At 53.9% G+C, this 22029-nt stretch carries 26 protein-coding genes; 12 read left to right on the top strand and 14 right to left on the bottom strand.

What is annotated here, in order from left to right:
• Position 1 precedes the first annotated feature (1 nt).
• Positions 2-607 carry a DUF1326 domain-containing protein gene (locus tag YERSI8AC_RS12115; protein ID WP_159176803.1) on the bottom strand — a complete coding sequence of 202 codons (606 nt, stop codon included), beginning with the start codon at positions 605-607 and terminating at the stop codon, positions 2-4.
• Between the two features lie 220 nt (positions 608-827).
• Here YERSI8AC_RS12115 and YERSI8AC_RS12110 point away from each other — a divergent pair, with 220 nt between their 5' ends.
• Positions 828-2777 (top strand): winged helix-turn-helix domain-containing protein, encoded by a 1950-nt coding sequence (locus tag YERSI8AC_RS12110; protein ID WP_159176802.1) that lies wholly within the window; start codon positions 828-830, stop codon positions 2775-2777.
• Between the two features lie 131 nt (positions 2778-2908).
• Complete coding sequence (locus tag YERSI8AC_RS12105) at positions 2909-4531, top strand: BCCT family transporter (protein WP_041159481.1); 1623 nt, start codon at positions 2909-2911, stop codon at positions 4529-4531.
• A 21-nt stretch (positions 4532-4552) separates the two neighbouring features.
• Here YERSI8AC_RS12105 and YERSI8AC_RS12100 read toward each other — a convergent pair whose 3' ends face one another.
• From YERSI8AC_RS12100 to YERSI8AC_RS12085, 4 genes are all read right to left on the bottom strand, one after another.
• Positions 4553-5620: an ion channel gene (locus tag YERSI8AC_RS12100; protein ID WP_159176801.1), complete on the bottom strand. Its 1068-nt coding sequence runs from the start codon at positions 5618-5620 to the stop codon at positions 4553-4555.
• A 218-nt stretch (positions 5621-5838) separates the two neighbouring features.
• Entirely contained in the window at positions 5839-5982 is a 144-nt protein-coding gene (locus YERSI8AC_RS12095; protein ID WP_159176800.1) for a hypothetical protein, read from the bottom strand.
• Positions 5979-6305, bottom strand: a complete 327-nt coding sequence (locus YERSI8AC_RS12090) for a hypothetical protein (protein ID WP_159176799.1) — start codon at positions 6303-6305, stop codon at positions 5979-5981. The genes YERSI8AC_RS12095 and YERSI8AC_RS12090 overlap by 4 nt, the downstream gene beginning before the upstream one ends.
• A 50-nt stretch (positions 6306-6355) precedes the next feature.
• On the bottom strand, positions 6356-6526 hold the full coding sequence (locus tag YERSI8AC_RS12085) for a hypothetical protein (RefSeq protein ID WP_159176798.1): 171 nt from the start codon (positions 6524-6526) through the stop codon (positions 6356-6358).
• Between the two features lie 133 nt (positions 6527-6659).
• Between YERSI8AC_RS12085 and YERSI8AC_RS12080 the strand changes: the two genes are divergently transcribed.
• From YERSI8AC_RS12080 to YERSI8AC_RS12050, 7 genes are all read left to right on the top strand, one after another.
• On the top strand, positions 6660-6842 hold the full coding sequence (locus tag YERSI8AC_RS12080) for a hypothetical protein (RefSeq protein WP_027959445.1): 183 nt from the start codon (positions 6660-6662) through the stop codon (positions 6840-6842).
• Between the two features lie 142 nt (positions 6843-6984).
• The gene (locus tag YERSI8AC_RS12075) at positions 6985-7155 is read left to right on the top strand and encodes a hypothetical protein (protein WP_022523446.1); all 171 of its coding nucleotides are present in this window, start codon (positions 6985-6987) and stop codon (positions 7153-7155) included.
• A gap of 304 nt (positions 7156-7459) precedes the next feature.
• Complete coding sequence (locus YERSI8AC_RS12070) at positions 7460-8140, top strand: Bax inhibitor-1/YccA family protein (RefSeq protein WP_027959444.1); 681 nt, start codon at positions 7460-7462, stop codon at positions 8138-8140.
• Positions 8141-8224: 84 nt separating this feature from the next.
• Positions 8225-8614: a sulfurtransferase complex subunit TusD gene (gene tusD, locus YERSI8AC_RS12065; RefSeq protein WP_159177930.1), complete on the top strand. Its 390-nt coding sequence runs from the start codon at positions 8225-8227 to the stop codon at positions 8612-8614.
• Positions 8615-8624: 10 nt separating this feature from the next.
• Entirely contained in the window at positions 8625-8990 is a 366-nt protein-coding gene (gene tusC / locus YERSI8AC_RS12060; RefSeq protein WP_041159477.1) for a sulfurtransferase complex subunit TusC, read from the top strand.
• A 16-nt stretch (positions 8991-9006) separates the two neighbouring features.
• Entirely contained in the window at positions 9007-9297 is a 291-nt protein-coding gene (gene tusB / locus YERSI8AC_RS12055; protein WP_041159476.1) for a sulfurtransferase complex subunit TusB, read from the top strand.
• Position 9298: 1 nt separating this feature from the next.
• The gene (locus YERSI8AC_RS12050) at positions 9299-9649 is read left to right on the top strand and encodes a TusE/DsrC/DsvC family sulfur relay protein (protein ID WP_022523451.1); all 351 of its coding nucleotides are present in this window, start codon (positions 9299-9301) and stop codon (positions 9647-9649) included.
• A 33-nt stretch (positions 9650-9682) separates the two neighbouring features.
• On the opposite strand, the gene YERSI8AC_RS12045 is transcribed toward YERSI8AC_RS12050, so the two are convergent.
• Both YERSI8AC_RS12045 and YERSI8AC_RS12040 read right to left on the bottom strand, forming a co-directional pair.
• Complete coding sequence (locus YERSI8AC_RS12045) at positions 9683-10315, bottom strand: helix-turn-helix domain-containing protein (protein ID WP_009287864.1); 633 nt, start codon at positions 10313-10315, stop codon at positions 9683-9685.
• A 122-nt stretch (positions 10316-10437) separates the two neighbouring features.
• On the bottom strand, positions 10438-11379 hold the full coding sequence (locus tag YERSI8AC_RS12040; RefSeq protein ID WP_009287865.1) for a histone deacetylase family protein: 942 nt from the start codon (positions 11377-11379) through the stop codon (positions 10438-10440).
• 103 nt (positions 11380-11482) lie between these two features.
• Between YERSI8AC_RS12040 and YERSI8AC_RS12035 the strand changes: the two genes are divergently transcribed.
• Complete coding sequence (locus tag YERSI8AC_RS12035; protein WP_159176797.1) at positions 11483-14230, top strand: bifunctional acetate--CoA ligase family protein/GNAT family N-acetyltransferase; 2748 nt, start codon at positions 11483-11485, stop codon at positions 14228-14230.
• Positions 14231-14304: 74 nt separating this feature from the next.
• Here YERSI8AC_RS12035 and pdxH read toward each other — a convergent pair whose 3' ends face one another.
• Positions 14305-14949 (bottom strand): pyridoxamine 5'-phosphate oxidase, encoded by a 645-nt coding sequence (pdxH, locus tag YERSI8AC_RS12030; protein WP_009287866.1) that lies wholly within the window; start codon positions 14947-14949, stop codon positions 14305-14307.
• 235 nt (positions 14950-15184) lie between these two features.
• Between pdxH and YERSI8AC_RS12025 the strand changes: the two genes are divergently transcribed.
• Positions 15185-15871, top strand: a complete 687-nt coding sequence (locus YERSI8AC_RS12025) for a cytochrome b/b6 domain-containing protein (RefSeq protein WP_159176796.1) — start codon at positions 15185-15187, stop codon at positions 15869-15871.
• Positions 15872-15882: 11 nt separating this feature from the next.
• On the opposite strand, the gene YERSI8AC_RS12020 is transcribed toward YERSI8AC_RS12025, so the two are convergent.
• The 3 genes from YERSI8AC_RS12020 to YERSI8AC_RS12010 form a co-directional block, all read right to left on the bottom strand.
• Entirely contained in the window at positions 15883-16287 is a 405-nt protein-coding gene (locus tag YERSI8AC_RS12020; RefSeq protein ID WP_027959438.1) for a DUF2069 domain-containing protein, read from the bottom strand.
• Complete coding sequence (wrbA, locus tag YERSI8AC_RS12015; RefSeq protein WP_039859893.1) at positions 16284-16907, bottom strand: NAD(P)H:quinone oxidoreductase; 624 nt, start codon at positions 16905-16907, stop codon at positions 16284-16286. Before wrbA ends, YERSI8AC_RS12020 begins: the two co-directional genes overlap by 4 nt.
• An 85-nt stretch (positions 16908-16992) precedes the next feature.
• Positions 16993-17463 carry a gamma-glutamylcyclotransferase family protein gene (locus YERSI8AC_RS12010; protein ID WP_159177929.1) on the bottom strand — a complete coding sequence of 157 codons (471 nt, stop codon included), beginning with the start codon at positions 17461-17463 and terminating at the stop codon, positions 16993-16995.
• Between the two features lie 217 nt (positions 17464-17680).
• Between YERSI8AC_RS12010 and smrA the strand changes: the two genes are divergently transcribed.
• Complete coding sequence (gene smrA / locus YERSI8AC_RS12005; RefSeq protein WP_027959436.1) at positions 17681-18271, top strand: DNA endonuclease SmrA; 591 nt, start codon at positions 17681-17683, stop codon at positions 18269-18271.
• 81 nt (positions 18272-18352) lie between these two features.
• Here smrA and YERSI8AC_RS12000 read toward each other — a convergent pair whose 3' ends face one another.
• The 3 genes from YERSI8AC_RS12000 to YERSI8AC_RS11990 all read right to left on the bottom strand — a co-directional run bounded on the left by YERSI8AC_RS12000 (position 18353) and on the right by YERSI8AC_RS11990 (position 22029).
• Positions 18353-18901, bottom strand: a complete 549-nt coding sequence (locus tag YERSI8AC_RS12000; protein ID WP_041158467.1) for a DUF934 domain-containing protein — start codon at positions 18899-18901, stop codon at positions 18353-18355.
• Positions 18894-20546, bottom strand: coding sequence for a nitrite/sulfite reductase (locus tag YERSI8AC_RS11995; RefSeq protein ID WP_159176795.1), 1653 nt, complete (start codon positions 20544-20546; stop codon positions 18894-18896). Before YERSI8AC_RS11995 ends, YERSI8AC_RS12000 begins: the two co-directional genes overlap by 8 nt.
• 157 nt (positions 20547-20703) lie before the next feature.
• Positions 20704-22029 (bottom strand): MATE family efflux transporter, encoded by a 1326-nt coding sequence (locus YERSI8AC_RS11990; protein ID WP_159176794.1) that lies wholly within the window; start codon positions 22027-22029, stop codon positions 20704-20706.

Genomic DNA, 22029 nt, shown 5'->3' with positions numbered 1-22029 from the left:
CTCAAGACCCGCTGTAAGCGAAGGTTGAATAAGATGCACTGCGTTCGCTGAGATCAAAGTTGATACCGTAAGCGCGGTGCAGCAACGATTGCGACTTGGCCACCACTAGAGACTCGCCCGGCGCCACCGCAAATGGGTGATGATGAATGGTCACCTCAGCGCCGTTCTGGCCTTCCAGAGCGGTAATTTCCGTGTTGGCGGATTGGCCAAGTTTCAAATGTCGACGCCCCTTTTCCACTTCAAACTGGATGGGAAGGTGCTCTACCGCGAGTACCTCGCCAATAAAGGTGGCCAACAGCGCCGGGTGGCCACCGGCCTGGCCGCCGAATATGCTACTTAGTGCTTCCTGTTGGGCCTCGTCTGCTCGCTGGTCGATATACAGCACGACTTTCCAGTTGCCCTCGGCCATGGGGCCGGGGGAATGCAGGGCGATAGCCACATTCCTATCGCCGAGATCCACCGCCTCGAACTGGCCTTGAGTAATGTGCCAGCCCACCAGGGCGGTACATTCACCCTCGGTAGGGCTGCCGAGGAAGATACACGGGCAGGCACCTTTGCAATTGCAGCTTTCGAGGTAGTCGCCTTTCAGGCTCCATTGGGGATTCATGTCGTCTCCTCCTAACGTCGTTGGATAGCTTTTGTGATATTTGTTTTGGGTATCTCTTGTTATAGCGCTGAATCGCTCGCGGGATGTGAGGAACTGATGAGAATTACGTGAGAATTGCATCTGAGTGTCATCGTTCGGTGCGCAACTACTGTGTCGGGTGGTATTTGTAGCTATGCTGAACTCAGGTATCAGCTAAGCCTGACATGTAGAGAAACCAGCCATGTGGCAATGGACGTCGGATTTGACGACCAACCGGGCCTATCAGGGTTTCGTTGGCCGCACTAATGAGCTTGATACTCTTCGCGGTGTGCTTGCGACGGCAGGGCCTCGGGTGGCGCATGTCTACGGTATTACCGGCATTGGTAAGACGGCGCTGCTGGACATATTGGCGGCCGAGGCGGAGGACGCAGGTGCTAGCGTCATCCGACTGGACTGTCGCCACATAGAGCCCACCGAACCTGGATTTTTACATGCGCTAGGTGTCGCCATTGGGGATGGCGGATCGGGGGTGGATACGCTGGTGGAGCGATTGGGCCTGCTGAGCCCCACAGTTCTTCTTGCGCTGGATACCTACGAAGTGTTCAGGCTGCTCGATACCTGGCTGCGTCAGGTATTTGTCCCGTTGTTGCCGGATAACGTACGCATCGTCTTTTTCAGTCGCCAACGCCCTCTGGATGTCTGGTTTGCGGCGCCGGACTGGGGGCGCCTGGTTCAGAGTGTGCCGGTACAGCCGTTGAGCCCGACGGAGGCTCAAGTGCTCCTTAACTTGCATGGCATACAAGAGGAAGACGCGGTCTCCCTGATCCGGGCCGCCCATGGTCATCCGCTGGCGCTGAAACTGGCGGCCACCGCCAGCCGGGAAAACCACGCCCGTTCGTGGCCGCAAGAGACGGTGCTACAGCACGCGGTTGATGAGCTGAGTCGGATGTTTCTTGCCGATGTGGAAGATTCGGCGAGCCGACATGTGCTGGAGGGCGCCGTGGTGCTACGCCGGGTGACGGTCTCTCTGTTACAGGCATTGTTTCCGGAACTAGATCCCCAGGATGCCTACGAGCGGCTGCGCAGGTTGCCTTTTGTGGATGGCATGCATGACGGGCTGATTATTCATGAGGCCGTGCGTGATCCGCTTGCCCGCTCCCTGCATGCCAGCGACCCTAGCCGCTACCTGGACTATCGTCGGTCGGCCTGGCGACAACTGGTTAGCGAGTCGCAATTCGCGGCCAGCGACGATCTCTGGCGCTATACGGCGGACATGCTCTACCTGATTGAAAACCCCGTGGTGCGTGAGGCATTTTTCCCCACCGTGACGACGCTTCACAGCGTGGAAGCGGCACAGCCTCAAGACGATGAAGCCCTTACCGGGATTGTCCGCGCCCGTGATGGCCGTCAGGCCAGCGAGCTTCTGCTGCAATGGTGGCGGCGCATGCCCCAGGCGTTTTCCATCGTGCGCGGCGTGACCGGGGAAGTAGAAGGACTGTATTGCAAACTGCGCTCCGACCAGGTTGAACCCAGTTGGTTGCTCAATGACCCGGTGACCGCCCAGTGGTATTCCCATCTTGAACAGTCGCCTATGCGGTCGGGCGAGGTGGCGTTATTTTGTCGCCGCTGGCTAAGTCTCAAGGAAGGCGATTCACCCAGTGAAATACAGGCGGCTATCTGGCTGGATCTCAAGCGTAGTTACATGGAGCTGCGCCCTGGGCTGCGGCGGGTCTATCTTACGGCGACCGATCTTGGCGCTTACCGGCAAGTGGCGCAGCGGCTGGGGTTTGAAGCCCTTGGCGGATGGGAGGTGGAACTGGATGGCGTTTGCTATCCGAGTGCGGTGCTCGATTTCGGGCCGGCGTCTGTGGATGGCTGGCTGGCGGAGCTTGCCGCGGCCGAGCTGGGCATAAAGCGTGATCCTGCCTTGTTAGATGTCGAAGCCCGGCAACTGATGTTGGCGGAAGGCTTCGTTGCGCTGACGCCCCTTGAGTTCGGTGTCATGCGCTATTTGGTCGAACACCAGGGTAAGGCAGTGTCCCGTCGTGAGCTGTTGCAGCATGTCTGGGGTACCCGATATCAAGGAGGCAGCAATGTGGTTGATGCCATTGTACGCACCTTGCGCCGCAAACTTGGCAGCCAGTCTGCGCGGATAGAGACGTTGACTGGAGTGGGTTATCGGCTGAGATAATCGATTATCGTCTATCAGGTAAGTGGTTACTCATACGTAGTTTCTCCTGGGAAAATATCACGGTTTGCTGGCCCCTTGGCGTTATCGGTCAATGACTCCTATGTTGGTGGAAAGACACGGGAGGAATAATAATGGATGCACTAGCGAGAAAACTGGGTCTCAAGACGGATCCCATCATTTTTTTCACGTCCGCAGGGATCATGATCCTTTTTCTTGTGGTGCTACTGATTGCGCCGGGCCCCATCGGGGCAGCCTTTGGTGCCGGGCGGGAGTGGATTGTTACCAATCTTGGCTGGTTTTTTATTTTAGGGGTGACGAGTTGGGTAGCGTTTCTGCTGTGGGTGGCGCTTAGCCGGTTCGGGGCGATCCGCTTGGGGGGCAATGATGCAAAACCTGCCTACAATAATATCTCCTGGTTCACCATGCTGTTCGCAGGCGGCATCGGAACGGTGCTGATGTTCTGGGGCGTGGCCGAACCCATTTCCCACTTTTCTAATCCACCCAGGCCGGATGTTGTGCCTTTCTCTGTGGAAGCCGCCGACGATGCCATGAGTTTTTCGATCTACCATCTGGGGCTACATACCTGGGCGATTTTCGCTATGCCCGGACTGGCTTTTGCTTACTTTATTTATCGCTATAATCTGCCGATGCGTTTTAGTTCAGTATTCTATCCGCTGTTAGGCGAGCGCATTTATGGCCCTCTCGGCAAATCTCTGGATGTCTTCGCCATACTTGGCACCCTGTTTGGCGTAGCGGTCTCTATTGGCCTGGGCACCCAACAGATCAATGCGGGGCTAACGGAGTTGTTTGGTATTCCAGATGCCGTTATCACCAAGGTGTTCATCATTGCCATGCTGACGGCTGTCGCTGTGGGATCGATTGTGGCGGGGCTGGATTCAGGCGTGAAACGGCTTTCTAATATCAATATCGCCATGGCCGTCGGCCTGTTGCTGTTTGTGCTCTTTACCGGGTCGACCGTTTTCCTTTTGCGCGCTGTGGTCGAAACCTTTGGTCTCTACATAACGAACCTGCTGCCCATGGCTTTCTGGAATGACACGCTGGCAAGCTATTCCAGGGATGGCGGCGCCTGGGGGTGGCAGGGTAGCTGGACGGTATTCTATTGGGCCTGGACAGTGACGTGGTCGCCTTTCATCGGGATCTTTGTGGCGCGAATTTCACGCGGGCGCACAATCCGCGAATTCGTCCTTGGTGTGCTTTTTGCCCCCTCTATCTTCACACTGGTTTGGTTTGCAATTTTTGGTTGGTCGGCAATGGAGATCGACGGGATTGGGCCCGATGCTCGAGAAGCACTGGGAGAGCAAGCAGGTATCTTGTCTGCCGCCGTAGGTGAAAGCATCCCCCTCGCTATGTTCGCATTCTTCGAGAGCTTCCCGGCCGCTACGTTAATCCAGGGCTTGGCTGTTGTGATCGTTGCGATCTTCTTTGCCACGTCATCAGACTCTGCGTCCCTGGTTGTCGATATGCTGTGTACCGGCAGTGCGGATCCCGGACCATGGCATCAGCGTGTTTTCTGGGGTGTTTCGGAGGGTATGCTGGCAGCGATGCTGATTGTGCTTGCTGGCGAGGCCGGGCTTACTGCTTTGCAGGAGGTGATTACCGTTGTTGGCCTACCGATGTTCATTTTGGTGTTTGCAATGATGTTTGCGTTATACCGCGGCCTGTCCCAAGAAGATCTTAGCGAAGTGCAGGTGGGGCGCCCGCCCAGACGTGAGGAGTTAGCGCCGGATGAGTAGGTAAGCGGTGGATCAGAACTATCATAAGCAAATTTCCACGCTGAGGAGCTCGCTCAGTTGCTGCTGAGAAAGGCGTCTATCAGCCATGTAGTAGAGTATGTCACCATCTTTGAGTGGGCGGTCGTTGGCGGGATTGAGCATATTACCTTCGCCGTCGCCACTGCTATTGGCTAGCCCCAGTACGGTGGCGTTATAAACCTTTTTTGCTTGCATAAATAGATCGCCAAAGGTGGCGCCGGCAGGCGGTTGGCTTAACCTGGTTTGGTACTGGGTAGCGCCACGATCAACCGCGAGTAGTTCGTTAACGACTCGCGAAATTCCCGCATCAGAGGCTGAGCGTACCAGCATTTCCAACGCTAAGGCCTGGGTGCATTCGATGCCGGGCAAAGTGCGCCGTAACATCGCTGCGGTGTCGGGATTGGCGCAGTGGGCAACGATATGAGCGTTTTTTGCTTTAAGGCTGTAGGCACTTAGCGCTACGGTGGCCACCCGGTCATCGCTGGTGTCGTAAATGATGATGCGGCTGGCGCTTTCGACACCCGCTCGCTTGAGAAGCTCGGCATTGGAGAAACTTTCCCCTTTAATAAACTTTAAATCCGCAGGGCGTGGGTTACTCATCTCTTTGGTAACACAGAGCACGACTTCATCCGGCAGGCCCTTATCGGCTTTAAGAATGTCCAAAATGCGCTCGGTAGTTTCGCCGTGCCAGCCAATGACAAGGGTGTGATCGGATAAGTGGCTGAAATCGCCTTTACCTTGCATCTGTAATCTCCAAAAATTTGAAAGTGTGACGGTGGCTTTCCCGATCAAGGCAGCGAACAGTGAAATGCCGCCTGGAATGAGATAGATCGTAGCGATCCACTTCCCGGCCACGGTTGTCGGGCTGAAATCACCGAAACCTACGGTGCTAGAAACAACGACATAAAAATAAACCCAGTTGGTAGCGGAGTCGGCCACCGATTCGCCGACCAGTGAGAAAAGCATCCAGGTGGTGCCCATATGGGCGAGCACAATAAGAAGCAAAAATGTCCACGAAATTTGTAGCGTAGAGGCTTTAAGAACGCGGAGCAGTCGCTGAATAACAGGCATGGTGGTCTCTTACGGTGATGGTGTGTCAGCCCAGTTTTCGGCATGAGAATTGAGTGATGATAAAAGAGTGGCCCGGTTCCTTCGCTGTCGCTGGCCCTATCATCACCTTTAAAATAAAAATGAGCTGTTGAAGCGAAACAATACGCGCCTGCTAGCGTACTCGTAATAAACAAAAGGGCCGCTATTCGCGACCCTTTCATATTTGCTAACTGGATTTATTAAGCAAAGTGTTTGGCAATCCAGGAAAATGCGCTATCGGTTAGCGATTTTTTACCGTGGTGTTCTCGGTGCTGGCTCCATACCATGCCACCTGACACGACCGCTAGGCTCATCAACATGCCAGCAAGGATAAGTTCATTCATGGCTTATCATCCTCATCTGAGGTTTTATCACGCTCAACGTAACCATAGCCGAAAGACCCTACAAAGATCAAGATTATACCTAGCCCCACACCGAGCCAAACGTTATCGGTATTCAGGTTGGGGTTAGTGACTACCCAGCCAGCAGTGAAGCAAGTAGCGACCACAATGACCCCAACGTTGCGAGTCGCCTCTAAAAACTGTTGACGAGTCGCTCGGGCGCCGATTCTACGGCGATGGGCCGAGGCCCTGCGTTCTTGTAAGCTTTTCGTTAGCCTGGCACGCAGGGCCTCTTGTGGGTCTTTACCGCCATGAGGTTCTTTCAAGCCATCACCTGACATTAATCCAGCAAAATCAACGTGAAAATAATGTGGTATTAAAATCCTGCCTTATTCACTTGGGTGCCGCGTATGCCGTCACCGTAGACCATGGTGGCGCCAGCCTTCTCTGCCAGTTGGCGACAGTCTGCGGTTCTTGATGAAGTGGGGCCTGAACTGCAGCCTGCAAGTATAAAGGTAACCTGGCAAAGGGCGATGAGTGCTTTCATTGATGACTCCTTGTCAGCAAATAATCCATTCGACATTTAACCTTATAGGCGTTGCATGTGTCGATGTAATGCGAGGGAACATCGTGCTTAACCTGAATGTCATAGCTGAAGTTTTATTTTTTAGGATAAGCATATGGATCGTGTATTTGCATGGGATCACCACCATAGTCAGATCGTTTACCGCATTCCCGGTCATCAGTATGAAGATGGCCGGGAAGATAGCGCTCTCTCTCCCGTATGGCTGCCCGCGGAGGAATCAGATTTACCCGAGGGGGTAATGGTTGAGGATCTGCGCAAAGTATCCGTTAAGGAGTAGCCGCGGCGTGTTCTGAACAGCTGCTTTGCGCGCTATTCAACGCTTTCAAACAGAGGATTTTCAGGCGTACAAAATAGATTGTGTTTGGCTAGTGATCGGCTAATATGCGGATGTTAGTCCCACCATCTCTGGATATGCCGCCATGTTAAAAGGTTTGATCGTCTGTTTTGCGGTATTGTTTGCGCAATTGGCGGTACTGCACGTGATTGATGCTCGTATCTATAATTCTCCTCAAGATGCGCGTCAAACGGCGGTAACCTCCGTTACACCACATAAAGATGAAAAAGAAGACGAAGAAGAGGTGCAAAGCTAAGCTGTGGTTACCCTCGATCCGGTTTTTGAAGCCGGTGAAGCTATAACCTAGCCTTGCTAGCAACCCTTTGGCGGCGCTGGGCGTCGCCAAAGGGGCGGTTTAAACGATCAGTAAGTAGAATTTTTTCATCATTTTGGTGTCCAAACGAAGTGCTTAACCAGCATAGACAACGTTTACAAAGCGGTTTCAACGTTGAATCACCATTGGTGAAGGGGTGTTCTCGAGACAGACAAAGGCTTGCGTCTGGAACTCGGTAACGGCATGCTTGTCAGTTGTTGGAAATACCATTAGGGAGCATGAACACATGGCTTACAACGATTTACGTACGGCACGTCCTCAGTCGAGTGGCGTTGCCAATAGTGTTAGCACTAACAAGGTATTGCGTAACACCTACGCGCTACTGGCAATGACGCTGCTGTTCTCAGCAGTCACCGCGGGTGCTGCTGTAGCCCTCGGCATCCAACAGATGAACATCTTCGTGTTCTTCATTGGTGCCTACGGCTTAATGTTCCTGGTACATAAAACCGCAAATTCTGCGGCCGGCTTATTGGCAACGTTCGCCTTTACCGGCTTTATGGGGTTCACGCTTGGGCCGATTCTTTCTGCCTATCTGACTCTGCCTAATGGCGGTGCGTTGATTATGAACGCGTTGGCCATGACCGGTCTGACGTTTGTTGGTCTTTCCGCGGTAGCGCTAACCACCAAGAAAGACTTTAGCTTTTTGAGCAACTTCTTGATGGCGGGCGCCATCGTGTTGATTCTGGCCATGGTGGCTGGGTTCTTCTTTAACATCCCGGCGCTTTCATTGATGGTGTCAGCTGGCTTTGTGCTGTTTGCTTCAGCAGCCATTCTGTATCAAACCAGTGAGATCATTCATCGCGCTGGTGAAACGAACTACATTCTCGCTACGGTGACGCTCTACGTATCCATCTACAACCTGTTTGTTAGCCTGTTGTCGATTTTGGGTATTATGAGCAGCGATTGATCTAAGCAAACGATAGACGATATGACAGGCCCTATTGCTAGGGCCTGTCTTTTTTTAGGGTAACCGTTACCAGGTATTATCATGATGCAGTACGGCTTATTGGTGATGGGGGCGCCGTATAGCAGCCCAGCACCGCACTCTGCATTGCGTTTTGCCCATGCCGTTCTAGCGCGAGGGCATCAGATTGCCGGTGTTTTTTTCTATCACGACGGCGTTCAGAATGCATCATCGCTGATGGCTCCTCCCCAGGATGAACTCAACCTCAGAGAAGCCTGGATTGAGCTGCATCAGCAGCATGCGATTCAGTTAGATGTCTGTATTGCCGCTGCGTTGCGGCGAGGATTGATGAGTGAATCGGAAGCACAGCGACATGGCAAGCAGGCCTTTAATGTAGCACCTCCTTTCGAGTTGACAGGGCTAGGGCAACTGCTTGAGCTACAGCAACGCGCTGATCGCCTGATTACCTTTGCTTGAAGGAGAGCCAATGGCGACACCTGATGCGCTATTAGTGATAATTCGCCACGCGCCCCACAGCTCAAACTGGTTACGTGAAGGGTTAGATGCCGCACTGGTGGCGGCGGCCTTTGGACAACCCGTGCATTTGCTGTTTATGGGGCAGGGTATAATGGCACTGCTGAAAGAACAGGGCAGTGGTGCGCCGGGGCAAAAAGCCACGCTGCCCACCATTGATATGTTGGAAATGTATGATATTGACAAGCTTTGGGTGACCGAAGAAGCGCTGCAAGGGATGCATCTATCCGCCGATTCACTGGTAGAGGGCATCACCCTGATAGCGGATCAGGAAATACCAGGGCTGTTACAGCAGCACACCCAGATACTTAACTTTTAGGCCTAGTGAGAGAATTATGATCTTACACATCCTCACCAAAGCGCCTGATAGCATTGTCGCTACTCAAATGCAGCAAGCGATAGGGGGGCAGGATGCCGTGCTGCTGATCGAAGAAGCGGTAACAGCTGCCCTTGATCCCTCCTGGCAGGCATGGCAGCAGTGTCAGTCGCGCATATTCCTTCTATCGGAAGACCTTATAAGCCGCGGGCTTGCCAGCATTGCCACGGATAATGAGCTGCCCACACTAGAGATGGATGGCTTTGTGGCGCTCACCGAGCAGTATGAAAAGACAGTTACCTGGTACTAAGATGTCTGACACGAAAATATACCGTTATCTTGATTCGCAAAAAAAATATCCGCTAGACCCAGAAGGATATCTCGTTAACCAGTCAGAGTGGGACGAATCTGTCGCTCATTTAATGGCTGAAGAAGAGGGTTTAACACTTACCGCTGAACACTGGGAAGTTATCAAAGTCGTGCGAGCATTTTATCAGCGTTACGAAATGGCTCCGGCGATGCGACCGCTTGTGAAAGCAACCAAAAACGCACTGGGTGAAGAGAAAGGGCGTTCTATTTACCTGATGCAGCTTTTCCCCGGCAGCCCGGCAAAGCGAATTGCCCGCCTGGCCGGTTTGCCGAAGCCTACCAACTGCCTATAACCCGTGTGAATGGCTCGCTGGTTTTCGAACAGCTTAAGCCACATCACCGCGCGTACAGACCGACAAAACAACGGCATCGTCTGGACTGGTGGATACCAGTGCATGGCCCATATCACTATCAAAATAGATGCTGTCGCCCTCAGCTAGCACTAATGGGGCGTAAAATTCGGTGTAGAGCATAATATCGCCATGCAGCACCATCAAAAACTCTTCGCCATCATGGCGTACCCACTGGTGATACTCGTCAAAGCTGCGTGCACGTACGATGGTTTTGAAGGGAATCATACGTTTTTGGGCGAGTTGATGGCCCAATAATTCGTGCTCGTACGTGGGCGTGGGGTGCAGTTGCCCTTTGCCTTTACGAGTTAGATCGCGCCGCCCCATGGTATAACGTTCCCGCTTGGGGGGCGTGAGCAATTGAGGCAAGTCGATGTTGAGCCCGGTAGTGAGTTTTTGCACCACGCTAAAGGTGGGGGAGACTTGATCGTTCTCAATTTTAGACAGCGTTGAGCGGGCCAGCCCAGTGCGCTGGCTAACCTCTTCCAACGTCCACTGATTAGCGAGACGAATTTGTTTGAGCCGCTCGCCTAAACGCAACGGCTCAACAAAGGGTTTGCTTCCCGATGCAATACGCAGCGCGGCATGCTCTTCAGTCGTAGCGGTCATAGGTCGTCACATTGGCTGCGTTGTCTAACGGTGCGTGTCTATAGGCGCGCGTAAACGAACATCATATCACAGCAAAGAAGCGGCTAAGAACGGCTGGCAGAAGCAAGAGCGCTGACGCTTGCTTAGGGCACTTCAGCAAACGGCAGCCCCAACAGCGCTTTTAGATGTGCCTCAACGCCACTTGCCAGCGACTTCGGGTTATAGCCGCCTTCAAGCACCGATACAATGCGATTATCGGCATACAGGGTGGCGATCTCCATGGCTAGATGGGTAATCCAGTAGAAGTCTTCATCCTCTAAACAGATATCCCCCATGGGGTCATCACGGTGAGCGTCGAAACCCGCGGAGAGCATCACCAAGTCAGGTTTAAAGGCGTGCAGGGCAGGTAGCCAGTGGTTTTCGATGATGCGCCGGAACTCTGGGCCATCGGTGCCCACTTCAAGCGGGGTATTCACAACGTTTTGCCACTCGCTGCGCAAATAACGCCAGGGGTAAAACGGATACTGGAAGCTGGTGCAGATCAGTATCTCAGGATCATTTTTAAAGATATCGATGGTGCCATTGCACTGGTGAACATCAAAATCCAGTATAGCGATACGCTTGGCACCATATTTGGCTCGCGCATGGGCCGCCCCCACGGCGATATTATTGTAAAAACAGAATCCCATCGCATCGCTGGCTTCCGCATGGTGGCCTGGTGGTCTAACCGCACAAAAAACGTTATCCGCCTGACGCTTAAATACCTGATCTACCCCACGAATAACCGCTCCCGCTGCAACCCGTGCGGCTTGTAAGCTATCAGGATTCATCATGGTATCGCTATCTAGCGTAACGATGCCTTCGGTGGGCAAGCACTTCTCTAGGGAGCGCAAATGGCGCAAGGGGTGTACTCTGGCAAGAGACTCCTCGCAGGCTGCCTTGGCATCGGCCTGCATGGTTTGCTGTAATAACCCAACAAGCGATAGGCGAGCGCGAATAGCCTCCAGACGCTGAGGGCTTTCAGGATGCTCCGGCCCCATGTGGTGCAATGAGCAGTCTGGGTGGGTAAGGTAGGCGGTAATCATTCCAACGCTCCATTATCATTGATGCCACCTTAATCGCCTTCAGGGTCTGGGCGACAGTGTCAATAAGTCGTACAGCCGCGATTCATGTCAGGGGAGACGCATTTTGAGTACGCGCTTTTTACACCATTTTTTCGAACCTCGCACACTAGCGGTGTTTGGCGCCTCTGAAAAACCCGCGTCGTTGGGCGGTCTAGTGCTGAGAAATATTCAGGAGGGTGGCTTCAAAGGGCCGCTCTGGGCAGTCAATCTAAAAGGCTACTCTCAAGTCTTCGGTGTGCCGTGCGTCAGCCGCGTAAGCGAGCTACCCGAAGTGCCCGACTTAGCCGTGGTCTGCTCGCCGATTGAAGGTGTGCCTAGCCTGATTAAAAAGCTTGGGCAATACGGTGTCAAAGCGGCCCTGGTGCTCTCTGGCGGGGCTTACCTGGATCGAGATAAAGGCAATCAGGGTTCCATTCGCGAACGAATGTTGAGTGCGGCACGCGTCTCGGGTATTCGTGTACTCGGCCCCGAGTGCATGGGGCTAATTGTACCGGGCAAAAAGCTTAACGCCTCTTACGCCAGTCAGCCGGTGAAAGCGGGCCGCGTCGCTTACCTGGGCCAGTCCGGCATGCTGGCCAATGCGATGATTGATTGGGCCGCCGGGCGTGATGTGGGCTTTTCGCACTTGATAACCGTTGGCGACAGTGTCGATGTGCTATTGCCAGACCTGATCGATTACGTTAATCAATTCTCGCCCGCTCAGGCCATTATGCTGCACCTTGAGCGAATCAGCGACGCCCAGCACTTTATGACCGCCGTGCGTGATGCATCACGTAATCGTCTGGTACTGGCAATAAAAAGCGGCCGCACCCCAGAATCGGATATATCCGGCATGTCACCCACGCCTGGGATTGCTAACCGTGACGTGGTGTTTGATGCCGCTTTTGCTCGGGCAGGGGTGGTGCGGGTAAATGATTCCGATGAGCTGCTTGATGCGCTGGAAACCCTGTCGCGCATGAAACCCCTGAAGGGCGATCGTCTGGCCATTGTCTCTAACGGTTTAGGGCCCGCCATGCTGGCGATCGATAAGCTGATTAGCGCGGGCGGTAAATTGGCTGAATTTAGCGACGAAACCCAGGCAGCGCTGCACCGTAGCGAGGTCGATATGAGCAAGCCGGGCGAGAACCCGGTGGATCTGGGCGGCAACGCCTCGCCCGAGCGGTTTGTCCAAGCGCTGGAGATTGTCGCTGCTGACGCCAACGTGGATGCTGTACTGGTGGTGCACGCACCCACCCGGATGGCGCCATCGCTGGTGACTGCCCAGGCGCTGATCGATAACCGCAAGAAATTTCGCCGCAACCTGCTCACCAGCTGGATGGGCTTAAAAGAGGCGCTTAATGCGCGCTATATCTGTAATTTAGCCGGGATTCCAACCTATATTTCACCCGAAAAGGCCGTTAAGGCGTTTATGCATATGGTGATTTATCAGCGCGTTCAAGCGCTGCTGCAAGAGATCCCCCCCAGCCTGCCATTTTCCACCAGTCCAGAAATACGCGCCCAGTGCCGTACACTGATTAAGCAGGCAAAAGAGCAGGGCAGGCAAACCTTGACCCACTCTGAAACCGCCCAAGTGCTCGAGGCCTATGGTATCCCCACGGCACCCAGCGTGTATTTGGCCAACCCCGATGAGGCGCTTGCTCGCGCTGCAGAGATACCTGGCACCAAGGCGCTGAAAGTGGTTCATGAAGGCAACTGTCGTCCTTATCGCTACCGCAAGCACCCGCATAAAATTTCAGCAGGCTTGCTACAGGATTTGGATACGCCCGAACAGGTAGCGGAAGGCGTTCGCCAGCTAGGTGAAAAAGTCGCTGAAAAATTTCCCGAGTATGCGATCCGCGAGTACTGTTTACAGCCCATGCAGCGTGGCAAGCACTCGATGCAGATTTGCGCGGGCATTACCCGTGATCCGGTGTTCGGCCCACTTATCGTCTTTGGCATCGGTGGTTATAAGGTCAACGTGCTGGCTGACCGCCAGGTCGCGCTGCCGCCGCTCAATATGAGCCTGGCTGCCGATGTGGTAGGGAGAACCCACGCCGCCTCATTAATTCGTGAACACTCCGCCGACCCAGAGCGTGACATTCAGCATTTATGCCAAATGCTGGTCAAACTATCGCAAATGGCCTCCGATCTAAGCGATCTACGGGGTCTGGAAGTAAATCCTCTGCTGCTGAATCGTGACGGTATGGTCGCCGTCGATTTCGCCTTGGATCTTGGTTCGCCATCGCGCTTTGCGATCATGCCGTACCCTGAAGAGCTGCGTGAATGGGTGACGCTGAAAAACGGCTGGCAGGTCGAGGTAAGGCCTATTCGTGCCGAAGATGCCCATTTGATTACCACCTTCCATCGCCAGCTCTCAGAAGAGAGCATCCGTTTCCGCTATTTCCATAATAAGTCCAATTTAACCCAGCGCGACCTGTCGATCCTGTCGCATATCAATTACGACCGTCAGATGGCGTTTATCGCGGAATATTTAGGCGATGAGGGCAGCAAAGAGATGCTTGGGGTGGTGCGGGTATGGAATGACCCGGACAATATTCGTACCGAGTTCTCGGTCATTATTCGTGATGACCTTCAAGGGCTGGGCATTGGCAGCCTGCTAATGAAGAAGATGATCGATTACTGCACGAACATCGGCACTCTGGAAATGGTCGGCAAAATTATGGTCGATAACCATCCAATGCGGGCGCTAATGAAACACTTAGGCTTTAAATGCCGCTACAACATGGAGGAGCAAGTGATTGATGCCGTGCTGCGTCTCAACGAGCCCGAAAGTGAATGGCAGCGGCACCGCCTTGAGAGCCTACCGGATTAGGCATTTGAAAAGCTTTAAAAACGATAAGGCCTGCGTATAAAACACAGGCCTAAATTGTGAACTTGTTGCTGACGTTATGGCGCCATGCGGAAACGGCCCCATTCACCGCCGTCACGACGCTCAAAGCGTAGGCGGTCATGTAGGCGACTAGGCTGACCCTGCCAAAACTCGATCATTTCCGGCGTGACACGATAGCCCCCCCAGTGGATCGGGCGGGGAATATCCTGGCCATCATAGGCTTGCTCAAAGCGCTTTTGGCGCTCTTCGATCCAGTTACGGTCGGGAATCACTACACTTTGAGTCGCAATCCATGCGCCCAATTGGCTACCCCGAGGTCGGCTGGCAAAGTACTCATCAGACTCATCGGCTGAAACCTGCTCAACGGGGCCTTCTATGCGTACCTGCCGTGAAAGCGAAGGCCACCAGAAAGTCATGGCCGCGAAGGGCACATTGCTCAGCTCGCTCCCCTTATGGCTATGGTAATTGGTGTAAAAAACCATGCCGCGCTCATCAAATCCCTTTAACAGCACCACCCGCGCGTGAGGGCGGCCTTGGCTATCTACGGTGGCTAGTGTCATGGCGTTGCCATCTTTGCCCTCTTTTTCCAGGGCGAGGCTAAACCACTCATCGAATAGCACGAATGGATCGTCGGGTGTCTGGGACTCATCAAGCCTGCCGCCTTCATAATCACGCCTGATATCGGCTATGTTACGTGTCATCGAATACTTCTCCCTGGAGTTTCATCCATGTTCGCCGGTCTGTCTTTAAAGCTCAAGTGACCGACATCAATGGATGTTTAATGCGTTGACTCACTGCTTATATTTTCGGCGGTGTTGCGACTAACCGTTACGACTGACGATTGCGGCTAACTGTCTCGCATTCTATGAGAAAGGCTCAATTAATGCGAAGCTATCTCACCACTGGGGGCTCATCACTGCTGAGAGAGGACATGTTATGCGCGACAAGGTAGCGATTGAGGTATGGGATGGCTGGCTTCGCCTGTTTCACTGGGGGTTAGTGGCGGCGGTGTTGATTTCATTTTATACCACCAAGACTAGCGGAGCGCCTTTCCTATTTCCAATTGAAGTGCATGCCCAAGCGGGCTACCTCATAATCGGATTACTCGTTTTCCGATGGCTGTGGGGCCTACTGGGGAGCGTGTATGCGAGATTTAAAACGTTTTTATATCCACCCGTTGAAACAGTTGCTTATTCCCAATTGCTGCTAAAGCGTCGGCCCGGCGCTTATGCCAGCCATAATCCGCTAGGCGGGTGGATGGTACTGCTGATGCTGCTTTCGCTTAGTTTCCAAGCCGTGAGTGGCCTGTTTTTAAGTGACGATATCTTTTTTCAGGCGCCGCTCTATGGCGTATTTGGCGATGGGGTAGGTGGCCAGCTTAGAACCCTGCATCAACTCAATAGTGATCTACTCATCATTCTAATCGGTCTGCACCTGGCTGGCTTGATCGCACATCGGCTGCTAGGTGAACCGCTAGTAGCAGCAATGCTGGTAGGTACCAAGCGCTTTCGCCAGCAGCCAGTCGATGCGCGTAACGAACCGTATAATGTTGCCACGCTGCGTTTACGTGCCATCGGCAGTTTATTTATTGCTGCTGGCGTCGTCCTATGGCTGTGGTTTTAAAGCACTTGTTTTTATTGCCTCGTTTTCTGTTGACGCAACTGTCGACTGCGAAAGCGCGCATAGCCCATGCAGCCAGCAAAAAGCACCAGCGCGACAACCGCCTCTAGAATTCCGCGCAGACCTTGCCCAGGCAGGGTTATTAACATCACACCTTGGGTGAAGTAGAGCAGGCTAACAAAAGCGAGCCATGCGTGCCCGCGTGCGCGTTTACCAATGATAGAGGGTAAAAACAGCACCAGGGGAAGCACGAACGCGACCACGGGGCGCCAATTAAATTCGTCGCCTTGAAGTACAAGTCCACGGTAAACAACCAGTAGCAGCAGTATGGCAAAGCTGGCTAATACCACCTGTCGGCTTCGAAGGGTCAGTTTATCAAGCCCATGGCGTGCTTCTACATCCTCCAGCCACTGCCTCATAATGCCTCCTGACGCATGGCGTGCAGCGCTAGAGCGAGTCGTGCCAGTCGTTTGCCCTGAGCAACACACAGCGCGCGTTCGTGCTCATCGACAGAACGGTCACTACGCGTTCCTGCTAAGTGGCTTGCACCATAGGGCGTGCCACCTGTACGCGTTTCCAGCAAGGTGGTTTCACTGTAAGGAACCCCTGCGTAGACCATGCCATGATGCAGTAGTGGCACCAGCATAGTGAGCAGGGTGCTCTCTTGCCCACCGTGGAGGCTGGAGGTCGAAGTGAAGGCACTGGCGGGTTTGTCGATCAAGGCACCGTTCATCCACAAGCTGCTGGTGGAGTCGATAAAATACTTAAGCGGAGCGGCCATGTTGCCAAACCGAGTGGGGCTACCCAGTGCTAACGCGCTGCAGTTGCGCAGGTCGTCTAGCTCAACGTACACCGCGCCCTCTGCAGGAATTTCTGGCTCTACGGCTTCACAGGTCGTTGAAACCGGCGCCACTGTGCGTAAACGCGCTTGAATACCTGGCACGCTTTCTACACCAGCCGCAACCTGCTGCGCCATGGTGGCGGTCGCGCCAGAGCGCGAGTAGTACAGAACCAAAACGTACGGTGTCATTTCACTCATCACTATTCCTGAATGGGTTCATAAAAGCTGTCCTGGCAATGGGGTTTTGCATGAGGGTTTTGCAAAATAGGGCACAGCGTGGTGTCTATGGTATCAGAGCGAACGGGAAGTCCGCGTGCTGCACAAACGTATTTTGTTGCTCAGGTAAACGCAGGTAGACCCAGGCCCGGGTACCATCGTCGAGGGTTATTGTCCTGCGCTCGTAACGAACCCCCAGGCGTTCGTAGCGATCAAGGCGAGACAGCTCGTCGGCATCCACTCGTAACAGTAGGCCCTTAACGTTGCTCCCTGGATGAGGTGAAAGGTCGAGGCCGTTGCGTTGGTACCCCTCTAGCACCGCATCTTTAGGGGCGCCGAAACTTCCCATGACCACTAAGCGAACGGGGGCATAGCGTAGCGTGCCATAAACAAAAACCTGATGGGTGCGCTGTTCGATAGTAGGAAGATCGTCAGGTCGGTCATAAAACCACGGGCTCAGCATGGTTAACCAGAGCCACCCGGCTAGGCTAAGCAGCCCCACACCACTTAAAATCAAAAGGCGTTTTAGCCAAACCATTTTAATCACACCAGGGCGCCTCGCAATGTAGGATGAGAATATGAATGGGGCGATAAAAAAACGGACGTTTAGCTTGTCGCTACAGGCAGAGGATGACAAGTTCTATGTTATCGACTGTATGAATCTGCTTAAGCAAACTACCCAGGTTTGCTAGGCTATGTTGGTAAAGCCTGCATGTAAAATAGGTGCTCATTAGAACCTGCCGTAGGAGCCTGCAATGAATCAGCCGCTTCGTGATGATCTGGATTTTCGTGCTCTTGTAGGTGATGTGAAACCTTTGCCACCGAGAAATCGTGCTGACCCAGGCGCTAATCGCAAAAGCCCCTCAGAATCCCAGTTGGCTCGGCGGGAGTGGGCAGAGGAAGAGATGGGGGCACGCAACTTTCTGTCCGACGACTTTGTCGATCTGCTGCCCCCCTTTGATCCCATGGAGTATCGCCGCGAGGGCATTCAGCAGGGTGTAGTCGATAAATTAAAGCACGGGGGCTATAGCGTTCAGTCGCAGCTCCACTTGCTTCGGCGCCCATTAACAGAGTGTCGCCGTATGCTGTTTCCCTTTATTCAAGAAGCCTACGCCCACGATTTACGCTCCGTTATGATCGTGCATGGCCGCGGGCGAGAGATTGATAGCCCCGCCAACGTACTGCGTTCATACCTGGCCAAGTGGCTATGCCAGTTTGAGGAAGTGCAGGCGTACGTCTCCGCACAGCCTTCGGAAGGTGGGTTGGGCGCGACCTGGGTAATGCTACGTAAAAGCGATCGCGCCAAAGCCAATAACCGTGAGCGCCAGCAGAAACGGCGGGGGTGACGGTTTAATAATAGAGCCAGTCACAAATAAAGAGGGCAGCCGAAGCTGCCCTTTTGGGTTTATAACATTCACGCCCTGCGTCTACTTAGTATCGGCTAAACGGCGCTCAAACAGCGCCTGTCGCTCTTCAACATCGGGTTGGTAGCGAACGCTGATAAAACTTAGCGCGCGCAGGGCATCCTCGGGATGCTGGTCATCGCGCAGCGCCATGGCAGTAAAACCACAACGGCGCATATACTCCAGCTGATCGACCAGGACATCACCCACCGCGCGCACTTCGCCGCTATAGCCGTAGCGCTCGCGCAGCAGGCGGGCGATGCTGTAGCCACGGCCATCGGTGAAGGCAGGGAAGTCAATAGCGATGGCTACGGCATTACCAAGCTGTTTGCCTAATTCGGCCGTCAGCTCGGTATCGCTGGTGAGTAGTGGTGCCAGCTCAGCGTCTTCCTGATTGGCCTGCCACAACGCCAGCGGCACAAACGCTGGGCGCTGTTCGGGCAGGGTGTCTGCATCGTAGGAAACACACCAAGCGTTTTCCGCCGCAAGCTCGCCATTGAAAATCAAGTGATCGACATGAACCGGTGTCTGTTCAACCGCTTCAGCTTGCGTCTCAGCTGTTTTATTAGGCATAGACACGCTCCTTAAAGGGTTTTAGGCCAATACGGCGGTAAGTATCCAAGAAGCGTTCGTCCTCATGGCGCTGCGACACATAGACTTCCAATACTTTTTCAACCACATCCGGCACGTCTGAGCGGAAAAAGGATGGGCCTAAAATCTTACCAAGCGAGGCATCGTCGGTGGAGTTGCCGCCAATCGATATCTGATAGAACTCTTCGCCTTTTTTATCCACGCCCAGGATGCCGATATGACCCACATGGTGGTGGCCACAAGCATTCATGCAGCCGGAGATATTCAGATCCAGCGGGCCAAGGTCATACAAGAAGTCGAGGTCTTCAAAACGTTCCTGCAGCGCCTGGGCAATGGGAATGGAGACCGCATTAGCCAAGCTGCAGTAGTCGCCTCCAGGGCAGCAGATAATGTCGTTGAGCGTGCCCACGGTGGGGTTCGCCATACCCAACGCTTCAAGCTCTTCCCACAGCGCTTCCAGTTCATCGACCGGTACGTCAGAAAGCACCAGGTTCTGTTCGTGGGTAACACGCACTTCACCAAAGCTGTAGCGATCGGCTAAGTCTGCGACCGCTTCCATTTGGTCAGCTGTAACATCCCCAGGCGCGTGCTCGCGGCGCTTCAGCGATAGCGTCACAGCTTTATACCCAGGCACCTTATGATCGGTTACGTTGTTAGTGACAAATCGTGCAAAGCTGCGATTTTCTGCACGCAGGCGGTCAAATTCTTCGTTAGCGTTTGCTGCCACCGGGCGACGAGCAGGCTCGGGGAAGTGAACTTTAGCCGCATCAACCGCTGCTTGGTTAAGCGTCTGCGGGCCGTCTTTCAGGTGCGCCCACTCTTCATCCACCCGACGACGGAACTCTTCAATACCCAGCGCTTTGACCAGAATTTTAATCCGCGCCTTGAACTTGTTATCCCGGCGACCAAACTGGTTGTAAACCCGTACGCAGGCTTCCAGGTAGGTCAACAAATGCTGCCAGGGCAGATCTTCACGAACCACGTCCGCAATCATCGGGGTACGGCCCAGGCCGCCACCGGCCAACACTTTTATACGTAGCTCGCCGTCGGCGTTGTACCAAAAACGCAGGCCAATATCGTGAACCTGGATCGCGGCCCGGTCTTGGGCCGCACCGCTGACCGCGATTTTGAACTTGCGGGGCAGATAGGCGAATTCCGGGTGCAAGGTTGACCACTGGCGGATTAACTCACACCAGGGACGTGGATCTTCCACTTCATCGTTGGCGATGCCGGCAAACTGGTCGCTGGTGGTGTTACGAATGCAGTTACCACTGGTTTGAATGGCGTGCATCTGCACCTTGGCGAGATCGGCCAAAATATCCGGCACGTCTTCAAGGGCAGGCCAGTTCAACTGCAAATTTTGCCGCGTAGTAAAGTGGCCGTAGCCGCGGTCGTAACGGCGAGTGATCTCAGCCAGGGCACGCAGTTGGCTACCCGCCAGCATGCCGTAAGGAATCGCAATACGCAGCATAGGCGCATGGCGTTGAATATAGAGGCCGTTCTGCAACCGTAAAGGGCGAAACTCCTCTTCTCCCAAACGCCCAGCGCGGTAGCGTTCCATTTGGTCGCGGAACTGAGCGACACGCTCGTCAACCAGGGTTTGGTCGTGAATATCATAACGGTACATGTGGCACGATCCTGCTAAAAAGCGAAATGGTCACGTTGAGACGGACGTTAATGTAGCGTCACCTTAACGCGGGCGTCATATTCTTCAAAAGAATATATAATTATCTTTTTATCTCTAAAAGCTATTTAGAATATCTATTATGAGTCAGGCAGCCGGCTTATAAAGCAGGGGCCAGCCAGCGTCGTCGTTGCCATACCCATAAAAAGCCGGCTGAGTTTATCAACCGGTAGAGCAGTTGCATAAGCCAGATACCTAATAAGCCCTGGTCTAAACCAATCCCGACCCACCAGGCCAGGGGTAAAAAAAGTAGCCACTGCATCCCCAGAGTCAACATCATCACCGTGCGTTGAGCGCCCGCGCCCATTAAGGCCTGGGCGAGCACTAAAGCTGCGGCATCCAGCACAATCATCACACCGGTTATCTGCAATGGGAGTTTACCCAGCACTACTAGCTCGCCACTGCTGAAAAATATCCCAAGTACCTGTTCGGGTATCACTAACATCGGCAGCGCCAGCACAAGTAAAAGTAACCATGCGACCCGCAGCGCATCCAGACCCCAGCGGTGGGCTTCGTTCTGAGCATCTCGGCCTAATGCCTCACCCACCAAGCTCATCGCCGCAACGCCAATCCCCACCCCCGGCAAAATTAGCAGCAGTGAAAGATTAATCAACACATGGCCAACCGCGACACTGGCCGTGCCTAGCTGGCTAAGTAACCAAATGAGTACCGCATAACCCGCTGCAAATAAAAACTGCTGCAAAGAGTGAGGAGCGGCAAGTACCAAGGTCGTACGCAGGGTGGCTAAGCAAGGCATGCGTGTCAAAAAATGCTGGACAAATGGGCTTTTTATGCTCACCCAGCACCAAACAATCAAGCCAATAAACAGCGATAGTGTTGTGCCAGCACCCGCACCACTCGCCCCCATTTTGGGTAGCCCGGCGAATCCATAGATCAACCCCGCACTGGCCGTCACATTAATCAAGTGAACCGCCACGATGATACGCAAGTAGAGATGCGTTTGCTGGCGACCGTTCCAGTAGCCACGAAAGCAGAGCGTTAGCGCAATGGCCATTAGTGACACCACCCGCCAACGAAAATAGTCAACGGCGACGCTTTGCACATCATCGGCTTGGCTAATCAAACCAATCAGCAGCGGTGCTTGCCACCAAGCCCAGACGGACAGCGGCAGGCCAACCACAAGCCCAATCACCAGCCCCGAGTTAAGCGGATGGGCAATATCCGCATGGGCAGCCCCCTCGCGCTGAGCGGTTTGTGACTGCACGCTGGAGGAGAGGCCAAACACAAGAGCGCTGAGCATAAACATGGCGTAACCGCCCACGCCAACACCCGCAAGCGCTACCTCGCCTAAATGCCCCACCAGTACGGCATCTATCAAGTTAAGCATGCTCTGGGAGAGCATGCCCAACATGATCGGAAAAGCTAAGCGCATGACCTTGCCATGGCGGCCAGGAACAAACAGCAT

The organism is Halomonas sp. 113, from assembly GCF_904067645.1.
Classification (GTDB): Bacteria; Pseudomonadota; Gammaproteobacteria; order Pseudomonadales; family Halomonadaceae; genus Vreelandella; species Vreelandella titanicae.
This window is presented reverse-complemented; position numbering and strand designations above follow the sequence as displayed.

What these genes read in the sequence shown, in the direction of transcription:
- YERSI8AC_RS12115 (WP_159176803.1), bottom strand. Translation starts at nt 607, where the DNA reads ATGAATCCCCAATGGAGCCTGAAAGGCGACTACCTCGAAAGCTGCAAT.
- YERSI8AC_RS12110 (WP_159176802.1), top strand. Translation starts at nt 828, where the DNA reads ATGTGGCAATGGACGTCGGATTTGACGACCAACCGGGCCTATCAGGGT.
- YERSI8AC_RS12105 (WP_041159481.1), top strand. Translation starts at nt 2,909, where the DNA reads ATGGATGCACTAGCGAGAAAACTGGGTCTCAAGACGGATCCCATCATT.
- YERSI8AC_RS12100 (WP_159176801.1), bottom strand. Translation starts at nt 5,620, where the DNA reads ATGCCTGTTATTCAGCGACTGCTCCGCGTTCTTAAAGCCTCTACGCTA.
- YERSI8AC_RS12095 (WP_159176800.1), bottom strand. Translation starts at nt 5,982, where the DNA reads ATGAATGAACTTATCCTTGCTGGCATGTTGATGAGCCTAGCGGTCGTG.
- YERSI8AC_RS12085 (WP_159176798.1), bottom strand. Translation starts at nt 6,526, where the DNA reads ATGAAAGCACTCATCGCCCTTTGCCAGGTTACCTTTATACTTGCAGGC.
- YERSI8AC_RS12080 (WP_027959445.1), top strand. Translation starts at nt 6,660, where the DNA reads ATGGATCGTGTATTTGCATGGGATCACCACCATAGTCAGATCGTTTAC.
- YERSI8AC_RS12075 (WP_022523446.1), top strand. Translation starts at nt 6,985, where the DNA reads ATGTTAAAAGGTTTGATCGTCTGTTTTGCGGTATTGTTTGCGCAATTG.
- YERSI8AC_RS12070 (WP_027959444.1), top strand. Translation starts at nt 7,460, where the DNA reads ATGGCTTACAACGATTTACGTACGGCACGTCCTCAGTCGAGTGGCGTT.
- tusD (WP_159177930.1), top strand. Translation starts at nt 8,225, where the DNA reads ATGCAGTACGGCTTATTGGTGATGGGGGCGCCGTATAGCAGCCCAGCA.
- tusC (WP_041159477.1), top strand. Translation starts at nt 8,625, where the DNA reads ATGGCGACACCTGATGCGCTATTAGTGATAATTCGCCACGCGCCCCAC.
- tusB (WP_041159476.1), top strand. Translation starts at nt 9,007, where the DNA reads ATGATCTTACACATCCTCACCAAAGCGCCTGATAGCATTGTCGCTACT.
- YERSI8AC_RS12050 (WP_022523451.1), top strand. Translation starts at nt 9,299, where the DNA reads ATGTCTGACACGAAAATATACCGTTATCTTGATTCGCAAAAAAAATAT.
- YERSI8AC_RS12045 (WP_009287864.1), bottom strand. Translation starts at nt 10,315, where the DNA reads ATGACCGCTACGACTGAAGAGCATGCCGCGCTGCGTATTGCATCGGGA.
- YERSI8AC_RS12040 (WP_009287865.1), bottom strand. Translation starts at nt 11,379, where the DNA reads ATGATTACCGCCTACCTTACCCACCCAGACTGCTCATTGCACCACATG.
- pdxH (WP_009287866.1), bottom strand. Translation starts at nt 14,949, where the DNA reads ATGACACGTAACATAGCCGATATCAGGCGTGATTATGAAGGCGGCAGG.
- YERSI8AC_RS12025 (WP_159176796.1), top strand. Translation starts at nt 15,185, where the DNA reads ATGCGCGACAAGGTAGCGATTGAGGTATGGGATGGCTGGCTTCGCCTG.
- YERSI8AC_RS12020 (WP_027959438.1), bottom strand. Translation starts at nt 16,287, where the DNA reads ATGAGGCAGTGGCTGGAGGATGTAGAAGCACGCCATGGGCTTGATAAA.
- wrbA (WP_039859893.1), bottom strand. Translation starts at nt 16,907, where the DNA reads ATGAGTGAAATGACACCGTACGTTTTGGTTCTGTACTACTCGCGCTCT.
- YERSI8AC_RS12010 (WP_159177929.1), bottom strand. Translation starts at nt 17,463, where the DNA reads ATGGTTTGGCTAAAACGCCTTTTGATTTTAAGTGGTGTGGGGCTGCTT.
- smrA (WP_027959436.1), top strand. Translation starts at nt 17,681, where the DNA reads ATGAATCAGCCGCTTCGTGATGATCTGGATTTTCGTGCTCTTGTAGGT.
- YERSI8AC_RS12000 (WP_041158467.1), bottom strand. Translation starts at nt 18,901, where the DNA reads ATGCCTAATAAAACAGCTGAGACGCAAGCTGAAGCGGTTGAACAGACA.
- YERSI8AC_RS11995 (WP_159176795.1), bottom strand. Translation starts at nt 20,546, where the DNA reads ATGTACCGTTATGATATTCACGACCAAACCCTGGTTGACGAGCGTGTC.
- YERSI8AC_RS11990 (WP_159176794.1), bottom strand. Translation starts at nt 22,029, where the DNA reads ATGCTGTTTGTTCCTGGCCGCCATGGCAAGGTCATGCGCTTAGCTTTT.